Below are 17,735 nucleotides of genomic sequence, written 5' to 3'. Positions count from 1 at the left end.
TATCGGGTGGATTCTGCGTCAAGGCTTGTATCCGTCCGTGGCGCTGCGCTGGCCCTTGAGAGCCGGTTTCGCGGCGCTGCCCGTCAGGAACATGCTGAAGTGTTCGCCGGGCTGGAGTGCGGGCAGGTCAAGCGTGGCCGTGTTGACCGCACCGCAACTTCCCACGAGCGTGGCCTTCACCGGATTGATGGCGCGTGCTGCGGACGCGCCATAGGCCACCGGCGCGAACAGCGGCGTGCCCGCTGGCGAGATGCCCACCTTGCCAGCGGTGCAATCGCTGCTCAGGTTGTAGAAGCGCAGTCCGGCCTTCAGCGCGTCCTGCGTCGCCCCGGCGGAATCGTCGAGTGCCTTGAGCTGCGCGGGATCGTTGGAGGCCGTTGGCAGCAGCGAGGTGAAGCTGTCCGGCGCGACCTTCATCGGCGGACCTGCACGGCCATTGAGCGTGACGGTGAAGTCGGTCTGGCCCTTCACGATGGCGTAGCTCGACGCGACCGTGTTGCCCGTGAGCGTCTGCTCGGGACCGTTGCCGATCTTCACCCGCAGGGGCTCGGCATGCGGGTTGAGCACGCGCACGAACGAAGAGCCTGCGGGCGGTCTTGCGGCGTAGAGTTGTGCGAACGCGCCTTCGGCATGTGCGCTCGATGCGAGTGCCAGGGCGAGCAGTGAAAGTGCGAGTGGCGGGAGGTGTTTCATGCGGCTTGTCCTGTCAGTGGCGCGGGCCGCGTCGCAGACCCGGCGGTGCGGCTTTCGCGGTACATCTGTTCGAGCTTCTTGCGGTCGACCTTCTCGGTCTGCGTGATCGGTAAGCCGTGGCACACGAACAGTTCCGAGGGCACCATGTACGGCGGCACGCGCTGCGCGAGGATGGTCTTCCAGTTCTTGATTTCGGTGTACGGCGGATGCAGGCCGGCCGGCCCGCCATGATCCGGCTCGACGAAGCCGATCATGCGCACGATCACGCCGTCGGGCCGCCTGAGCGCGATGGCCGCACCGGCGCGCACGCCCGGCAGGAGCGCGAGCGCGGCATCGACTTCGGCAAGCTCGATGCGGTAGCCGTGCATCTTGATCTGATCGTCGCGCCGACCACGGAAGGTGACCAGGCCTTGCGCGTCGATGTCGCCGACGTCGCCCGAGCGATAGCCGCGTTTTCCCTCGCGCGTGAACATGCGCGTTTCGTTGAGATCGGGGCGATTCAGATACCCGCGCATCACATGATCGCCCGCGATGCAGATCTCGCCGTTGTCGATGAACACGTCCGCATAGGGCTTGGCGCGGCCAATCGGAAACGGCAGCGGCGCGCTCTCGCGCAGGGCCGCATCGATCTCCACCCAGGTGGTCGAGCAGGTGGCCTCGGTCGGGCCGTAGGAATTGATGATGCGCACTTCGGGAAAGCGCTCCCAGAGTGCTTCGGCCATGGTCGGTGTGAGCGATTCCGCGCCGAACACGAAGGCCTTCAGATCGGGCAGATGCGTCGCGTTGAAACTCGCGCCGAGCATCTGCTGGCGCACGAACGAGGGCGTCGAAGCCCAGACCGACACGCGCGTGTGGGCCAGATAGGCAGCGAACGCGGCATCGTCCTCGATGGTCTCGCGCGCGCAAAGCGCCACGGCACCGCCGCAGGCGAGCGCGCCCACCCAGTTGAACAGCGAGAAATCGAAGCTGAACAACATCTGGTCCATGAACACCGGCGCCTCGCCGAGGTTCAGGCAATCGCGGATCCAGCTCGCAAACAGGCCCATGCTCTCGCGTCCGATCTGCACGCCCTTCGGATCGCCCGTGCTGCCCGACGTGAACATGATGTAGGCCACGCCCTTTTCCTCCAGCTCCAGAGGCTCGTGGCCGGTGGGCAGAAAGCGTTTTTTCTGCGTGTCGTAGACCAGTGAGGCATTCACCAGTTCGGTGATGCGCTCCGCACGTGCCTGCGGGTTGATCACGTCAATCGGCACGAACGGCACGCCAAGACGCAGACAGCCGAGCATCGCGACGACGAAGTCGGCCTCCTTGTGGCCAGTGATCACGAGCGGCAGATCGGCGTGCGCGCCGGCTTCGAGGGCGGCGATCATCCAGACGTCCACGGCCGTGCGCAGGGCCTGCCAGCTCAGCTCGCCGCTGGCATCGTGAATCGCCGCGTCGCGCGGGTTCTCGGAGAGTTCGAGGAACTCGAATAGGTCGAAGTCAAACCGCATGTCAGTCTCCTTGCGCGGGGCGCCGCAACTCGGCGGCAACCGCTGGTGTCGCCCTTGTCGGCGAACCCGTCGTCACACCTGTGCGCGGGCCTGTATGTATTGCGCGAGCGTCTGCACCGATTGCAGATGCACGTCGATTTCCGAGGGCGGAATCTTCACGCCGAATTCGCGCTCGACGGCGAGCGTGACGTCGACCGCAGACAGCGAATCGACGAGGCCCGAATCGATCAGCAGCGTGTCGGCGTCGACCGGCGTCATGATGATCCCCTCGATCAGCGAAGCGGCCCTGGATTCAATTTCGTTCATGCTCATGATGATCTCCTATTTCAAACAACGGGTTGGTTCAGAACTGAAAGTAAAGGAAACGCGTTTCCTTGTGGACGTTGGCAACGCACAGCGCGAGCAGCAGCAGGGTCACGAGCATCCAGCCGATGCTTGGCCGCCAGCTCAGGCCTGCAATGGGGTTCTTGAGCGTCTTGAACAGCGCGGGCGAGTAGCGGCCCAGAATCTGGTGCGCGTTCGGCGTGAACCACGCGATAGAGAGCAGCAACGCGATGTAGACGCCCTGCATGTGGTGGCCGATCAGGAGCCGCCACGCATCGCCCGGCGGCAGACCGATGGCGTAGGAGAGCGACTCCAGGCTCTCGAAGCCGCGCATTCCAAACATGCCCTCGATCAGTGACCAGGCCTTGGGCATGCCGTCCGCGCGGAAGAACGCCTGGCCGATGAGCACGGCGGCGAAGGTGATCAGCACGCAGGCGATCTGCGTGGCAAGGCTGGTGTGACGCTGCGCTGCGGGCTTCTTGCCGACGACGAAGATGCGCCAGCCATGATTGATCGACAGGCACAGGCCGTGCCAGATGCCGAACACCAGGTACTGCATGCCCGCGCCGTGCCAGACGCCTGCGAGTCCCATGGTGAACAGCGTCGGCACGATGATGGTGGCCGCGAAACCGCCCGGTGATCTGGCTGCGCCCGAGCCCACCGTCATGCCGCGCTTCTCGCGGGCGCGCGAGATTGCCATCGCGACCGGATAGTACAGATACGAGGTCAGATAGCGCGTGAGCGTGATGTGCCAGCGCGCCCAGAAATCAACGATGCTCGCGGCCTTGTAGGGGGAGTTGAAGTTGAGCGGAAACGCGATGCCAAACATCTTCGCGAGGCCGAGCGCCATGTCGGAGTAGCCCGAAAAATCGAAGTAGATCTGCAGTGCATAGCTCAGGCTCGTGGCCCATGAACCCCAGAACTGCAAATCATCGGGCGAGGCAAATCCCGCATCGGCATAGGGCGCGATGCCGTCCGCGAGAAGCACCTTCTTGGCGAGGCCGATGACGAACAGCACGCCGCCAATCGACAGGTTTTCGGCCTTGAACCGGTAGTTGGCCGGATCGGCAAACTGCGGAATCATCTCCTTGTGGTGCAGGATCGGGCCAGCGATCAGGTGCGGGAAGAAGGTCACGAACAGCACATAGCTCAGAAAGCCCTTTTCCTTGACGAGGCCGCTGCGGCAATCGAGCAGAAATCCGATCTGCGTGAACGTGAAGAAAGAGATTCCGAGCGGCAGGATCAGCGTGTCCATCGCGCCATGCGCAAGGCCCCAGTCGCTGAGGAAATTGAACAGCGCAGCGAAATACTTGTAGTGAAAGAGCACCACCAGATCGACGATCACGCCCACGCTGGTGACCAGCAACTGCCTGCGCGGTGAACCCGCAAAGTGCAGGATCAGCAGGCCGATGACGTAGTTGAACAGGATCGAGCACGCAAGCAGTGCAACGAACTGCGGGTTCCACCAGCCGTAGAAGATGAACGAGGACACGCACAGCCAGAACGCCGCCAGCCGAAGGCTGATGCGGCCCGCCGCGTAGTAGCCCATGAGCGCGATGGGTAGGAACAGCAGCAGAAAGAGGTAGGAATTGAACAGCATGGTGCGCTAACGGAGGGCGGTGTTGGCGGACGCGAGAACGGGTGCCGTGATCTGCCTGAGGGTGTTCTTCTCGTCTTCGGTCAGCGGCAGTGACATGGTGTTTTCGGAGAACTCCCAGATCACCAGCCGCAGGCTTTGCGGCCAGCGTTCCGCCTGCGCCAACGCCTTGAGCATCGCACCGGAGAACTGGCCACCATCCATGCTGAGGTTCCACACCTCGCGCCCCAGATCGTGGCCCAGCCATTCGGCGAAGTTGCTGCGCAGGCCGTTGGAGCTGCCCGCAAGCAACACCTCGACGGGCGGCGTATCGTCGAGCAGGCCGCCGCTGCGCACGGGCGTGATGGTCTGGGCCGCGACGTGCTCGATCTCGGGCCGCCAGCCCTCGGGCGCATCCTTGAGGCCGGAGAGCACCAGCAGATCGCCCATGCGCGCCTCGGGCGGCGTGGGCGCGGAAATGTCGAAGCGCTGATCACCGCGCGCGCCAAGCAGCGCCAGCGCGCCCGCGGCAACGGCCTGCGCCGCGCGCCTGGCACCTGCCGGATTCATGTGCACGTCGGTGCGGAAATACATGTCTTCTGGTTGCGCTTCGAGCACGCTGCGTAGATCGACGAACGGGATCGCATCTGCGGCCAGAGTTCGGCGCAACTGGTCGTAGCGTGCATGCAGGGACGCCGTCATCGTGCGACCGCACAGATGTTCGTTTTCCACGCGCGCCTTGTCGGGCACGGCGACCACCAGCATCTGCACCTTGTGCGACTGCAACTGCCTGCGCCAATGCGCAATCAACTGCAGGCGCTGGCTCACGACATCGGACGCCGCGCCGGGCTGCACGCGCAGGCCGTCGTGATAGAACATCCACTGCGGGCAGCCGAGCACCACCTTCTCTCCCAGATCACCAAGCAGGCGATAGCGCGCGGCGGCGCTGGCCATCTCGATCCAGCTTTGACCCGGCAGGCGCAGCGACTGATTGATGGCCGTCTCCGCACTGCCGTTCAGCCACGCGTCGCGCGTTGTCTTCTCGGGCCGGAGTTGCACATGGCTGAGCGACCACAGTCCCACCACCAGTCCCGCGACCAGCAACACCATCCACACGATGGCGCTGGTGCGATGACTCGGCGCGGGCGCGTCGGTGGATGCGGGCTTGGCGTCGCGCGGGTTCATGACGTCGTGCCCCCGAGCGCGCGGGTGATGCGCTGCGTCCAGGTGTCCGCGGGCATCACGGATGCGCTGTCCCACAGGCCTGCGGCGTCGGGTCCCTGATTGAAGCTCGGCTCGAACATCTGCCACACCAGCACCTGCGGCTTGTGCTGTTTGAACGCGGGCGATTCAAGGTATTCGAGCAGCATCACCCACGGACCGATATTGCCGGGTTTCCAGTTCAGCGACACGGGCCGGTCGAGCAGGCTGGAGAGCTTTTGGGGAAAGCCGAAATACGGCTGGACCATGCTGTGGCCGGTGACGTGTACCGGCGCCGGTGCATCGTCGAGCAGGCTTTGTCACTCGGCCTGACGGCGCACGGTGTAGATCTCGCGCCCGACCTGCTTTTTCTCGTCGGGCGAGAGGAACAGCTCGGCGAGATCGCCATAGCGGCGCTCCTTGGTGAGCGCGCCGAGCGGCGTGCCCGAGCCTGGGTTGCCCGCCAGTTCCGGCTTGACCTTGCGGATCAGATCGGCCGTGCCCTGGGCGGTGGCATCGGCGGCCTCCAGTGTCCAGTGCTGGTCCGTGCGATAGAACACGTTCGCGCCGCTGGCACTGACCTTCTTCATGACGGCCAGATCATCGAAGCTGGCGATGCCGGCGCCCCGCAGCTTGTCGAGAATGAGCGCGTAGCGCTGCTGCACCGCGGGGCTGATGGTCGTGCTCTCGGGCAGCTTGTCGCTGTAGAAATGCACCTTGTCGGGCAACAGCAGCACAACCAGTTCGATGCCCGCTTCCTTGAGCAGTTGGTGCGCGCGCTCGATCAGTTTGACGTTGCGGTCGATGCCGCTCGCGTCCACCTGCGTCAGGCTGCCCCAGCCCGCGAACAGCCAGCCGTCCTTGCCCTTGATGACCAGCGACGAACCATTGTCCTGCGCCCAGCCACTGCGCGCGCTGGCGAGCAGGCTGACGGCGGCACCGGCCCATTGCATCGCACGGCGCCGTGTGCATGGCAGTGGGAAGGCGGCTTCGGTAGGGGGCAACGTTTTCATCTCTGACTCCTCGAACGGGTGAAATTCCTGTGATCCATTTCCGGGTGTTGGGTGGCTGAGCTCAGTACCACATCGAGAGGCTCATGAACCAGCCCTTGGCGCGGTCGGCCTCGCCGCCGCCCAGGTTGGTGCGGTACTGCACTGTCCAGTCGACATAGGAGCGCGGCGCGTGGTAGCGGTCCTCGCGGAATGCGTAGCGCACGCTCATGCCAGCGCCTCCGCCCGCCGACCAGGTCGATCCGTTGCCGAGCACGCGCACGGTTTCGTCGAATCCGGGAACGTGTGCGCGGTAGTTCTGGCGCTGGTAGTCCAGGGCCAGCACGAGGTGCGGAAACAGCATCAGGCGATCGCTCACTGCGTCGATGCGAAAGCTCCGGCCCGCGCGTGCTTCGGCATTGGCAAACCATTGGTCGCGGCGATACTTGCCGCGCTGGCGTTCTCCGTTCGCGCCGGTGTTCTGGTCGCGCATCCAGAAGTCGGCGGACAGGTCTTCGCGGTAGTAGCCGCCCTGCACGTAGCCTTCCACGGTGAACCAGCTCGGCACGTCAAAACGCAGGCCCGTGCCGTGATAGAAGCCGTAGGTGGCATAGGCCAGCCAGCCGCCGCTGCTCGCGTTGGCGTCGAACAGGATCGACTGCGCATTGCCGACGACGGGCGCGCCCGGTTGCGCCGGATCGCGACCGCTGAGCTGGCAGCGCAGATCGGCAGACGCGGGCGTGATCGAGCCGGACCGCGTATTCGAGCCCAGCAGAAAGCGCCGCTCGAGGCCGAAGGTGAGCGCGTAGTCGGTCGATGGAGTGAAGCGCAGGCCCAGCGATCCGATGGTGGTCGGCAGACCCGACACGCCATCGTTTCTCGCCGCATTGATGGGTGCCGGGCGACCGGTGCAGGGATCGACGATGGTCTGCTCGCCGGTGGTGGACGAGCCGCCGTGCAGCGTGCTCATCACGCGACCATAGACCTCGAAGACCTGCGTGGAGCTGTTGAGAAATTCGGGCGGCCGCCAGTAGACGTCGGCCATGCCGAAGACCGAATCCGATCCCGTGGTGACCGGTGTTCCGTTCAGCCCCGAACCGGCGGGCCGCGCGCCGCGATAGCTCGTGGACACCGATGCACCCCATTCGCGGGACAGCCCGGAGATCGCGCCGCGCGTGTTGTAGCGCTGGCCGCGATCAAGTTCGAGTTCGTTGGTGTCGCTCTGGTCGATGGCCTGCTTGAGCGTGGCGACCGCCTCGGCCTTGCGACCGGTGCGTGCGAGCGCGTAGCCCTCGTCGAGGATCGCGAGCGCAGGTGCCTTGCCGGTGGCGCGCGCGGCGCGGAAATCTTCGAGCGCGAGTTCGGGCTCTTTTCTGCGCTGATGGATGTAGGCGCGCTGCATGAGCAGACCGGCGTCGTCGGGCGTGGCCTCGAGTTCGGTGGCGATGCGCTGCATCGCCTGCTCCTGCTGCTGCGTGTTGCCAGCGGCCAGCGCGACGGTGAGCAGACGGTGCATGGCGGGGCTGTCCGGGGACTGCTCCACCGCCTTCTGCGCCTGAATGATGGCCTCCTGATAGTCCTGCTTGCCATACGCGGCATAGGCCTTGGCGCTCGCGGTGCTGGCACCGTCTGCGGGCCTGAGATCGCACACCGAACCATAGGGCGTGAGGCGGCAATCCTGCGCGGGCGGCGGGTAGCTCGCGGCGGTGATTTCCTGCGGCGGGGGTTCGCGGCTGGCGATCTTTTTCAGGCGCTCGGCAACCGCCTTGTCGTTGGCGTCAAGCGGCGCGACCAGCGTCTTTGCGCGCTCGTAGTCGCCAGCAACGAGTGCGGCATCGGCGGCGATCAGGCGCAGGCTGGCGCGCTGTTCATCCTCCAGCCAGTCCTGCGCAATGGCCTCGTCGAAGTCCTTGTTGGCCAGCGCCGTCTTGCCCTGAAACTGGCGGAAATAGGCGCGCATCACAAGCGCCGTGGTGTCCTCGTCGTCCTGCTGAAGGGCCTCGGTCGCGGCGGTCTCGCCGTCGGCGATCTGGCGGTTGAGCTGCAATGCGGTCATCAGCAGCAGTCGATGACTCTGGGTGTCCGGCGACAGCGCGACGGCTTCACGTGCGAAGCCGACGGCCTTCGCGCCATCGAAAGCAATCAGTGCCTGATAGGCCGAAACGGCGGGCGCGACGGACATCGATTTCCTGAGCGCCTGCTTGCGCGCAACCAGATCCTGCCTGTTGGGCGTACCCAGCGCAATCGCCGTGTCGGCCGCGTCAATGGCGGCTTGCAACTGCTTCTGCGCCTCGAGCGCGGTGATCCACAGCAGCGCCCAGGTGCCCTGCGAGGGATCGATGCGCAGCGCCTGTTCGGCGAGCTTGGCGCTCGATTCGTATTGCTGTGCGTTGTAATCCGCAAAGGCCTGGGTGGCGATCGGAAAGCCTTGGCGGAATGCGGCGCTCTGCGTCTCGCCAGCGTCGCCGCCGCCGCCTTTCAGATTGCTTTTGGCCTGCGTGAGTTCGTCCGATTGAAGTCCGCCCGCTTGGGCATTGTTCACCGCTTCGAGCGCCTCGGCGTTCTTGCCCTGCTTTTGCAGCGCGTAGATCAGCAGCATGCGCAGACGCAGCACGTCGGGACGCATGGCGATGGCACGGCGCGCGAGCTGCTCCGCCTGCGCATAGCGCTTGGCGTTGTAGGCGGCGAATGCCTGGTTCGCGAGCTTGAACACCGGGCCTTTGAGCGCGGCCTGTGCTGTGTCCGGCGCAGCGGCGGGCGCGGCCACGGCGGTGCCGCCCGCAAGCGCGATCAGCGTGGCGGCGGCGATGCTGGTGAGCCGGGCATTCATTGGCTCGGCTCCGGCATCAGCGGCGCTGGGCGCGAGACCTCTTCGACGTAGCGCTGGTACGAGATCGCTTCCTCCAGCGTGCTTTCGTCGAGGTAGTCGTGCTGCAGCAAAATTTCGCCGAGCTTCAATCCCACCTGCTGCTGGCGGTTCAGCGCGATGGCGAGCTGCGCCTCGTCGATCACCTTCCAGCTCATGAGCAACTCACCGAGGCTCTGGCGCTGCTGCACGAGCTGGTCGGCGGACGGGAAGTCGTGCATGGTCTTGTCCCACGCAAGGCGCTTGCCCGTGATGAGGTGCGCTATGAACAGTTTCCAGGCGCGCGCGGCGGCCATGGCGTTGATGAAGTTGCCGATCACCATGCGCGGCGCGGAGAGCAGCGCGTGCTCCCAACCATAGAGCCGGTTGACGAAGATCGCGCGTTGCAGGGTACGCAGCAGCAGCGCGATGCCGTTGAGCACGATCAGCGTGCCGACCCAGCCGCGCGGCGAGAACTCGGAGGGGAAATAGGTCTGCCACCAGCCCATGCGATCGGCGAACCAGAAGGCCAGAAAGTTCAGCAGCAGAAAGTACCCGGCGATGGCGATGAACGAGGTGACAAGGCCCTTGCGATCACGGAACAGCAGGTATTTGGTGGCGAGCGATCCCTTCCAGCCCACCTGCGTCCAGCCCTGCAGCCCGATGCCCAGCGTCCAGCGCGCCTTCTGGCGGTACGCGGTCTTGAAGGTGTTGGGGAAATATTCGCGGATGTCGAGCGGCAGCATCTGCGTGACCTCCTTCTGCGGGCCGAGTCCGAACCAGGATTTGCGGCGCGAGGTGCGCTCCACCGGAAAGCGCCCGAAGATCTGCTTCATGCCCATGCGCGACAGGCGCGCTCCGATGTCGTAGTCTTCGGTCAGCGTGTCGGTGTTGAACGGCTGGTTGTTGGTCTGGCTGGCGAGATACTCCATCGCCCGGCGCGAGAAACAGGTGCCCACACCCGCCGACGGCACCATGCGAGACATGCTCTCGCGCACAACGAGATCCTTGGTATGCCATTCGGCAAATTCGTCCATGTAGGTGCCCGCGACCAGTTCATACCAGTGGCGTTCGATGGAGGCCACCGGCAACTGGATGAAGTCCACGCGCGGCAGCAGGTAGTTGTAGTACTTGAGTTCGAGCGGATGCAGCAGGTCTTCGCTGTCATGCAGGATGACACCCGCGAACGGGGCGCTCTGGCGTTCGTTTTGCTGGAAGATGGCCTGGATGATCCAGTTCAGGCAATCGGCCTTGCAGGTGGGGCCGTCGTGCGGCACCTCGACACGGATCAGTTGGCGGTAGCGTCGGCGCATGCGCTCGACCTCGTTGCGGGTGCGATCATCGTTCTGGTAGGTGCCTACGAAGATCATGTAGTTCTTGTATTCGAGCGTGTTCACCATGCTCTCGAGCATCAGCGCGATGACGTCGTATTCGAGCCAGGCCGGAACCATGATGGCCAGCGGCTGTTCGGGCACGGCGCGAAGCGCCTGACTGGTGAGCGGCGGATAGCGGCGCATGATGAAGCGCCGGTAGGCCTTGCGAATCCAGAACCAGGCATCGACGAACAGATCATCGAGGCTCGAGAGCAGGATCACGACCGCCACCACCACGCCCGCGATTTCGAGCCAGTGGTAGTAGTCCGCAAGCAGGTACGGAACATAGTGCGACGGCATCATGGCGAGCCCTCCGTATGTGTTGTCTTGTTGCGCGCCCTGCGTGCGGCGAAGGTTGCGGCGGCCAGCAGCAAGATGAACAGGATCAGCGCGCCGAGCGTGACCGGCACGCCCCAGGAAAACAACGAACGCCACTCGTACATCGGGCCGGCGGTGTTGGCGTCGGAGGCATGCACGACCGAGCCCGAGGCGTTGATCCAGGCGACCTCGGAGTTCGGCCCGAGCAGGGCGAGTTGCCCGTGGTTGACCAGCAGCCCCGTGGGCTTGATCGCGGCCCTGGCTTCGCCCATCGGATACCACAGCAGTCCGGCCTGATGACCGGCCGTCACTGCTTGCACGGCGCTGACGTCGGTGGTGGGTTTCCAGGGCAGGTCGTCGATTGAGCGGTCGCGAAACGCCACGCGGTCGCCGAGCAGGTTCACGCTGCGATTGGTGCCCGGCAGGGCCACGTCGAGCGCGACAAAGGTGCGTGCGGGTGTGTAGGGCTGGTTCTTTTCGACCAGCACCAGTTGCGCGGAATGGGCCGACAGATTGGCCGCGACCGCCATGCGGATCGCATTGCTCAGACCCGGTCGCACGTGCACCAGATAGTCCCTCGGCACCGCGAGTTCGGCGCTCAGCCCGAGATGCGGGATCAGATCTGCGAACGTCGGATTGCGGGGCAGCGCGGTCTGGCGCGGAGCGTCGAAACGCACGTCCAGTTGCAGCGCCGTGGTCGGTACGGTGAGCGCCTGCTTGCAATCGCCTTCAGGCGCGTTCTGCTCAAGCGACACCTGCAGCAGATTGATGTCGCTGAGCGCATAGACGGGGATGTCGGCACTCAGCGTGTCACGCTCGCTGCCGGCACTGAGTCTGCTCGCAGCCAGCAGAACGCCGTTCCAGCGCAACGCGCCCACGGGATACTGTGATTTCGTCTGCGCGGGAATCAGAAAACTCGCGCTGACATGGGTGGGCGTGTGGCTTGCGCCGGTGGGCGGCAGCAGCGCAAAGCTCGCGCTCCAGTTCTCCGGTGCCTGCACCGCAAACTGCGACGATGACGTGGGGCTGTCGGGCCGCAGGATCGGGTGGTTGGCCTGCTGTTCGGGCAGGCGGGCAGCGCCGTCGGCAACGGCGCTCAGCGCCAGCCAGCCGGGCTTGTCACTGATGGCGGCGACCTGTGCCGCGCTGCCCACGGCCACCGCCCATGCAGGATGCGCGCCGAACGCCATGCGTGCCACGGGAGCGCTCAGCGCAGCCTCGCGCGCAAGCGGCATCTTCTGATCGCGCCAGCGCTGAAACACGGCGAGCGCGTCCGCATCGGTGATCTGGTTGTGCAGTGCGTCGAGCGCCTGGGCGATCTGGCTTTGCAGTTGTCTGTCGACCACCACCACGTCGGCGAGCGTGCTGCCCGCATCGAGCATCAGCAGCGCGCCGATCTCGGCGGGGTCTTCGATCGTGTGCTGTTCCTTGGCGTCGCTGAGCCCCGCGAACGCGCGCAGCGCGGCGAGCGACGGTGGAATGCTGAGCGCGCGCGTATCGACCTTGTCGCCCACGCGCGGCAGCGTATGAATCGACGCGGGACGACCGAGCCGCGCCATGGCGACGCCCACGCGCCATGCGGTGTCGAACGCCTCGGCGCTCAATGGCGGCGCGGCCACCATGAGGAATGGTTGTTCGGGCAGTGCGGCAACCGCCTGCGCACTCCATGCTTGCTCGAGGGGTGGCAGGGAAGCAGCGACCGGATAGTACGAAAGATAGCTGGCGGACTTCAACGCGACGGCACCGGCGGGCCTTGCGTCGCAGGCGGTCTGCGGAGCCGGCGCCACCTGCATGCCGAGCCGCGTGGCCGTGGCGGCCGGGTTCAGCGGCAGTGACGTGCGCAGCAACTGGTCGGGTTGAGCCGGTGTGGCGGCCTGCACGGGTTGCGCGGCTCCGTTGAGCGTGAATGCCGGTGCCGGTTGGTTGGCCGGAGCGACCACCTGAAGCGAGCGCGAGAGCTGCGACGGGTGTGCCGGAAAGTAGAACTCCTGCAGCGATCCCGCAGGCACGTTGACGGCGTTGCCCGGCATGCCCATCGTCGCGAGCGAGATGCGACGCTCGAAGCGCTGGCCCTGGGTCAGCAATTGGAGATCATTGCTCAGCGTGCTGGCCTGCGCGAGCGTGCCGGTCAGCAGCAGCGCCATACCGCCGAATCCCCATGGCATGCGCCGCCATGCAGGGGCCCGGGGGGTTCGCGACTGAAGAAGTCTCGGTGCAGACATGAAATGCCTCGCGCTCGCGCTTACGGGGCGGTGATGATTGGCGCAGCCGCACCCGAGGGGCGGGTATCGAGCCCTCGACCTGCACGCCAAACTCCTCAAAGCCGCGCCCCAGCAGCGCGGCGACGATGCGTGCCGATGCATGGCCATCGCCATAGGGGTTGATGCGCCGCGAGAATGACGCGTGATAGGCGTCGTCGTCGAGCAGGCGCGATACCGCGTCGATGATGCGTTCACTGCGCGTGCCCACGATGGCGACCGTACCGGCTGCGACCGCCTCGGGGCGCTCGGTGACGTCGCGCATCACCAGCACCGGCTTGCCGAGGTAGGGCGCTTCCTCCTGCACGCCACCCGAATCGGTGACGATGATGTGCGCGCGCTGCATCATCCAGACGAAATCGAGATAGTCGAGCGGTTCGATCAGATGGATGCGCGGCGCATCACCGAGCGTGGACATGACCACCTCGCGCACGGCGGGGTTCAGGTGCACGGGTAGACGATCTGCACGTCCTCGCGCTCGGCAAGCTGCGCGAGCGCCGCGCAGATCGAGCGGAAGCCATCGCCAAAGCTTTCACGACGATGCCCGGTCACGAGCACCATCTTGCGCGACGCGTCGATCCACGGATAACGGGCGGCGAGTTGGTCAGACAGCGCGTGGTCGCGCTGCAGCCTGTCGCTGGTGGCGGCGAGCGCATCGATCACGGTGTTGCCGGTCACGTGAATGCGTCCGTGCAGGTGTTCGCGCAGCAGGTTGGCCCTGGACGTCACGGTCGGCGCAAACATCCATTCGCTCACGCTGTCAACGACGCGGCGATTCATTTCCTCGGGAAACGGCATGCTTAGATTGCCCGTGCGCAGACCGGCTTCCACATGCCCCACGGCAACGCGGCGATGAAACGCGGCCAGCGCACAGGCACAGGCCGTGCTGGTATCGCCGTGCACCAGCACCACGTCGGGCTGCACCTTGGCCAACACTTCGTCCACCCCCGTCACGGCGCGCGCGAACAATCCGTTGAGCGTCTGGTTCGGCTGCATCACCGCGAGATCGAAGTCGGCCTTGATCTGAAAGAGCTGCATCACCTGATCGAGCATCTGGCGATGCTGCCCGGTCACGCAGACCAGGCTTTCGATGCCGGGCTCGACGGCAAGCGCTTTCACGAGCGGAGCCATCTTGATGGCCTCCGGACGGGTACCGAATACGGAAAGAATTTTCATCATGGCCTCCGGTTGCTGTTGGGCAACCCCTCCCTGCTGCTGACCCCTCTTGCCATGCCGTAGGTGGCGCATGGGAGAAGGTGTTCGATTCACACCCGACCGGATGGAAACACTAATTGAAATCTATTGGACTGATGAGTTCAATAGTCTGTATTGTTAATCAATGACAGGACTACGCAACAGGGAGGACGGCGGTTAATGTGTCAATTTATTGATTTTGTAATTTCATAAGACACATTTGGTCAGCTTCTGAGATCGTCGACTGGGTCAATCCTGTTTTACTTTTGATGGTAGTGAATACTCACATCGGAGACTGATTGGTTGACCGATGTCAAGATTTGGATGTACGTCGATCTGAGTGTTTTTACGTAGTTTGTGCCTTGGAAACATTTTGAAATGCTGTTTTTGGGGGATGGCTTCGGGACATTGCTTGCAATGGACTGTCACGGGCGTGAATGAAACGCCGCGGCTGTATCGAATGACGACGTTCTGGTGCGGCTTGGCGACACGCAACGAAAAAAGCCCGCTGCGAACAGCGGGCTTCCTGATGTTGACGGCTTGAGGCTTGCGTTACTTCGCGTTGGCCTTCACCTTGAGGCGCCATGCGTGCAGCAGCGGCTCGGTGTAGCCCGAAGGCTGATCCACGCCCTTGAACACCAGGTCTAGGGCGGCCTGATACGCGGCACCCTGCGGATTCTTCTCGAGGCTGACATAGGACGCATCGCCCGCGTTCTGCCCATCCACCACCTTGGCCATGCGGGTGAACGTGTCGCGCACTTGCTGCTCGGTGACGATGCCGTGCAGCAGCCAGTTGGCGATGTGCTGGCTCGAGATGCGCAGCGTGGCGCGGTCTTCCATCAGGCCGACGTCATGGATGTCGGGCACCTTGGAGCAGCCAATGCCCGCATCGACCCAGCGCACCACGTAGCCCAGAATGCCCTGCACGTTGTTGTCGAGTTCCTGCTGTATTTCGGCGGCGGTCCACTTCGGGTCCTGGGCGACCGGAATCTGCAACAGGTTCGCGAGGATGTTGTCGCGCTCCGCGTCGGCACTGGTCTTCTCGAGTTCCTTTTGCACGTCTTCGACACTCACCTGGTGGTAGTGCAGCGCGTGCAGCGTGGCACCGGTGGGCGAAGGCACCCAGGCGGTGTTGGCACCGGCATTGGGTGGGCGATCTTCTGTTCGAGCATGGCCTTCATCAGATCGGGCATGGCCCACATGCCCTTGCCGATCTGTGCGCGGCCACGCAGGCCCATGGTGAGGCCGACGAGCACGTTGTTCTTTTCATAGGCCTGCAGCCAGGCGCTGGTCTTCATCTCGCCCTTGCGGACCATCGGGCCCGCTTGCATGGCCGTGTGCATCTCGTCGCCGGTGCGGTCGAGGAAGCCGGTGTTGATGAAGGCCACGCGCGCCGGTGCTGCGGCGATCGACGCCTTCAGATTCACGCTGGTGCGGCGTTCCTCGTCCATGATGCCGAGCTTGACGGTGTTCTCGGGCAGGCCCAGGAGCTTTTCGACGCGGCCAAACAGCTCGTTGGCAAAGCCGACCTCGGCCGGGCCATGCATCTTCGGCTTGACGATGTAGACGCTGCCGGTGCGGCTGTTGCGCAGGCCGTTGGCACCGTTGCCCTTCAGGTCGTGCATGGCGATGGCGGTGGTCACGACGGCGTCCATGATGCCTTCGGGAATTTCCTTGCTGTCCGCGCCCCACAGGATGGCAGGGTTGGTCATCAAATGACCCACGTTGCGCAGGAACATCAGCGAGCGGCCATGCAGCTTGAGTGGTTTGCCGTCCGCGCCGGTGTACTCGCGGTCGGCATTGAGGCCGCGCGTGATGGTCTTGCCGCCCTTGTCGAAAGACTCGGTCAGCGAGCCCTTCAGAATGCCCAGCCAGTTGCGGTAGCCGAGCACCTTGTCGTTCGCATCGACGGCGGCCACGGAATCCTCGAGATCGAGGATCGTGGACACGGCGGCTTCCACCACCACGTCGGACACGCCGGCCGCATCCGTCTTGCCGATCGGTGTTGTGTCATCGATGCGGATGTCGATGTGCAGGCCGTTGTTCTTGAGCAGCACCGACGACGGCGCAGCGGCACCGCCCTGGTAGCCGACGAACTGCGCCGCATCCTTGAGACCGGTGGTCGATCCATCCTTGAGCATGACCTCGAGCTTGCCATCAGCGACCTTGTAGGCCGTGGCGTCCTTGTGCGAGCCCTTGGCAAGCGCCGTGGCCTGGTCCAGGAAGTTGCGAGCGAATTCGATCACCTTCGCGCCGCGTGCCGGGTTGTAGCCCTTGCCTTTTTCCGCGCCGCCTTCTTCGCCGATCACGTCGGTGCCATAGAGCGCGTCATACAGCGAGCCCCAGCGCGCGTTGGCGGCGTTCAGTGCGTAGCGCGCGTTGAGAATCGGCACGACGAGTTGCGGCCCGGCGATTTTGGCCAGTTCGGCATCGACGTTGGCGGTGGTGGCGCGAGCATCCTTGGGCGGCTCGACCATGTAGCCGATCTTCGTGAGGAAGTCGCGGTAGGCGGCCATGTTGGTGATCGGCCCGGGGTTGGCCTTGTGCCAGGTGTCCAGTTCCTTCTGCAGACGGTCGCGCTCGGCGAGCAGGGCGGCGTTCTTCGGTGCGAGGTCGCCAACGAGCAGGTCGAACCCCTTCCAGAATGCAGCGGCCTCAACGCCGGTGCCTGGCAGAACTTCCTTCTCGATGAAGCTGTGCAACTCGGGAGCAACTTGAAGGCCGTGAACGGCAATGCGATCGGTCATGGTGGTGTCTACCTCTACCTTGAATTACTGGAAGCCTTCGATGCCGCTGATTCCATCGGGCATCGTCATGTGTCACTGTATTGGGAACTGTTTGTCCGATCAATTACGCGAAACGCGTTTTATTTGTGACTTTTGTGCATTGAATCGACGGAGCGGGTGCGGGTTTGGTTGCCCTATAGGCGTGTCTGAATGATGAATTGCGCTTGTTCACAATAGATGACAATCGAAATCGCCTATCTAAGTGACTGGTTGATACAAGTCAGAACTGATTCTATACAATCACTATAAGGCGCTATTAATCAACAGCGACCGTTTTAAAACCGAAACTGATAGGGGTACGAAAAATGGCAAATCTCAACGAAAGCCTGCAAGATCTGATGTCGATGGAAGGCGCAATGTGCGCTGCCGTGGTGGACTACAACAGCGGCATGATGCTGGGCAGCATCGGTACCGGCGTGGATCTGGAACTGGCAGCCGCCGGCAACACCGAAGTGGTGCGCGCCAAGATGAAGACAATGAAGGCGCTGGGCCTGAATGATTCGATCGAAGACATTCTGATCACCCTGGGCAAGCAATACCACATCATTCGCCCTTCGTCGAAGCTGGCAGGCATCTTCATCTATTACGTGCTCGACAGCAGCCGCGCCAACCTGGCTCTGGCACGTCGCAAGATCAACGACGTCGAAGCCAAGATGACCATGTAATCGGATTGTTTTCCGGATGCA

General features: G+C 64.0%; 9 protein-coding genes and 3 pseudogenes. 1 reads left to right on the top strand and 11 read right to left on the bottom strand.

All coding sequences use genetic code 11. The annotated features are described in order from the left end of the window. Positions 1-18: 18 nt before the first annotated feature. From H9K75_RS11350 to H9K75_RS11300, 11 genes and pseudogenes are all read right to left on the bottom strand, one after another. Positions 19-693, bottom strand: a complete 675-nt coding sequence (locus H9K75_RS11350; protein WP_187725819.1) for an alginate O-acetyltransferase AlgF — start codon at positions 691-693, stop codon at positions 19-21. After that, on the bottom strand, positions 690-2,186 hold the full coding sequence (locus tag H9K75_RS11345) for an AMP-binding protein (protein ID WP_187725818.1): 1,497 nt from the start codon (positions 2,184-2,186) through the stop codon (positions 690-692). Before H9K75_RS11345 ends, H9K75_RS11350 begins: the two co-directional genes overlap by 4 nt. Before the next feature lie 72 nt (positions 2,187-2,258). Continuing rightward, the gene (locus tag H9K75_RS11340) at positions 2,259-2,498 is read right to left on the bottom strand and encodes an acyl carrier protein (RefSeq protein WP_187725817.1); all 240 of its coding nucleotides are present in this window, start codon (positions 2,496-2,498) and stop codon (positions 2,259-2,261) included. Positions 2,499-2,529: 31 nt separating this feature from the next. After that, positions 2,530-4,110, bottom strand: coding sequence for an MBOAT family O-acyltransferase (locus tag H9K75_RS11335; RefSeq protein ID WP_187725816.1), 1,581 nt, complete (start codon positions 4,108-4,110; stop codon positions 2,530-2,532). A gap of 6 nt (positions 4,111-4,116) precedes the next feature. After that, entirely contained in the window at positions 4,117-5,271 is a 1,155-nt protein-coding gene (locus tag H9K75_RS11330) for an alginate O-acetyltransferase AlgX-related protein (protein WP_187725815.1), read from the bottom strand. After that, positions 5,268-6,239: pseudogene (locus tag H9K75_RS11325) on the bottom strand (alginate O-acetyltransferase AlgX-related protein). The gene H9K75_RS11330 and the pseudogene H9K75_RS11325 overlap by 4 nt, the downstream one beginning before the upstream one ends. A 121-nt stretch (positions 6,240-6,360) precedes the next feature. Continuing rightward, positions 6,361-9,105, bottom strand: a complete 2,745-nt coding sequence (locus tag H9K75_RS11320; protein WP_187725814.1) for an NfrA family protein — start codon at positions 9,103-9,105, stop codon at positions 6,361-6,363. Beyond that, positions 9,102-10,796: a glycosyl transferase family protein gene (locus H9K75_RS11315; protein WP_187725813.1), complete on the bottom strand. Its 1,695-nt coding sequence runs from the start codon at positions 10,794-10,796 to the stop codon at positions 9,102-9,104. Before H9K75_RS11315 ends, H9K75_RS11320 begins: the two co-directional genes overlap by 4 nt. Further along, positions 10,793-12,976 (bottom strand): hypothetical protein, encoded by a 2,184-nt coding sequence (locus H9K75_RS11310; RefSeq protein WP_187725812.1) that lies wholly within the window; start codon positions 12,974-12,976, stop codon positions 10,793-10,795. The genes H9K75_RS11315 and H9K75_RS11310 overlap by 4 nt, the downstream gene beginning before the upstream one ends. Then, positions 12,903-14,245, bottom strand: a pseudogene (gene wecB / locus H9K75_RS11305) (non-hydrolyzing UDP-N-acetylglucosamine 2-epimerase). The gene H9K75_RS11310 and the pseudogene wecB overlap by 74 nt, the downstream one beginning before the upstream one ends. Positions 14,246-14,815: 570 nt before the next feature. After that, a pseudogene (locus H9K75_RS11300) lies at positions 14,816-17,010 on the bottom strand (malate synthase G). Positions 17,011-17,354: 344 nt separating this feature from the next. Between H9K75_RS11300 and H9K75_RS11295 the strand changes: the two are divergent. Continuing rightward, complete coding sequence (locus H9K75_RS11295; protein WP_187725811.1) at positions 17,355-17,714, top strand: hypothetical protein; 360 nt, start codon at positions 17,355-17,357, stop codon at positions 17,712-17,714. Positions 17,715-17,735: the final 21 nt, after the last annotated feature.

It is taken from the genome of Diaphorobacter aerolatus (genome assembly GCF_014489535.1).
Lineage (GTDB): Bacteria > Pseudomonadota > Gammaproteobacteria > Burkholderiales > Burkholderiaceae_C > Diaphorobacter_A > Diaphorobacter_A aerolatus.
This window is presented reverse-complemented; position numbering and strand designations above follow the sequence as displayed.

What these genes read in the sequence shown, in the direction of transcription:
- H9K75_RS11340 (WP_187725817.1), bottom strand. Translation starts at nt 2,498, where the DNA reads ATGAGCATGAACGAAATTGAATCCAGGGCCGCTTCGCTGATCGAGGGG.
- H9K75_RS11295 (WP_187725811.1), top strand. Translation starts at nt 17,355, where the DNA reads ATGGCAAATCTCAACGAAAGCCTGCAAGATCTGATGTCGATGGAAGGC.
- H9K75_RS11350 (WP_187725819.1), bottom strand. Translation starts at nt 693, where the DNA reads ATGAAACACCTCCCGCCACTCGCACTTTCACTGCTCGCCCTGGCACTC.
- H9K75_RS11330 (WP_187725815.1), bottom strand. Translation starts at nt 5,271, where the DNA reads ATGAACCCGCGCGACGCCAAGCCCGCATCCACCGACGCGCCCGCGCCG.
- H9K75_RS11320 (WP_187725814.1), bottom strand. Translation starts at nt 9,105, where the DNA reads ATGAATGCCCGGCTCACCAGCATCGCCGCCGCCACGCTGATCGCGCTT.
- H9K75_RS11335 (WP_187725816.1), bottom strand. Translation starts at nt 4,110, where the DNA reads ATGCTGTTCAATTCCTACCTCTTTCTGCTGCTGTTCCTACCCATCGCG.
- H9K75_RS11345 (WP_187725818.1), bottom strand. Translation starts at nt 2,186, where the DNA reads ATGCGGTTTGACTTCGACCTATTCGAGTTCCTCGAACTCTCCGAGAAC.
- H9K75_RS11310 (WP_187725812.1), bottom strand. Translation starts at nt 12,976, where the DNA reads ATGCCATGGGGATTCGGCGGTATGGCGCTGCTGCTGACCGGCACGCTC.
- H9K75_RS11315 (WP_187725813.1), bottom strand. Translation starts at nt 10,796, where the DNA reads ATGATGCCGTCGCACTATGTTCCGTACCTGCTTGCGGACTACTACCAC.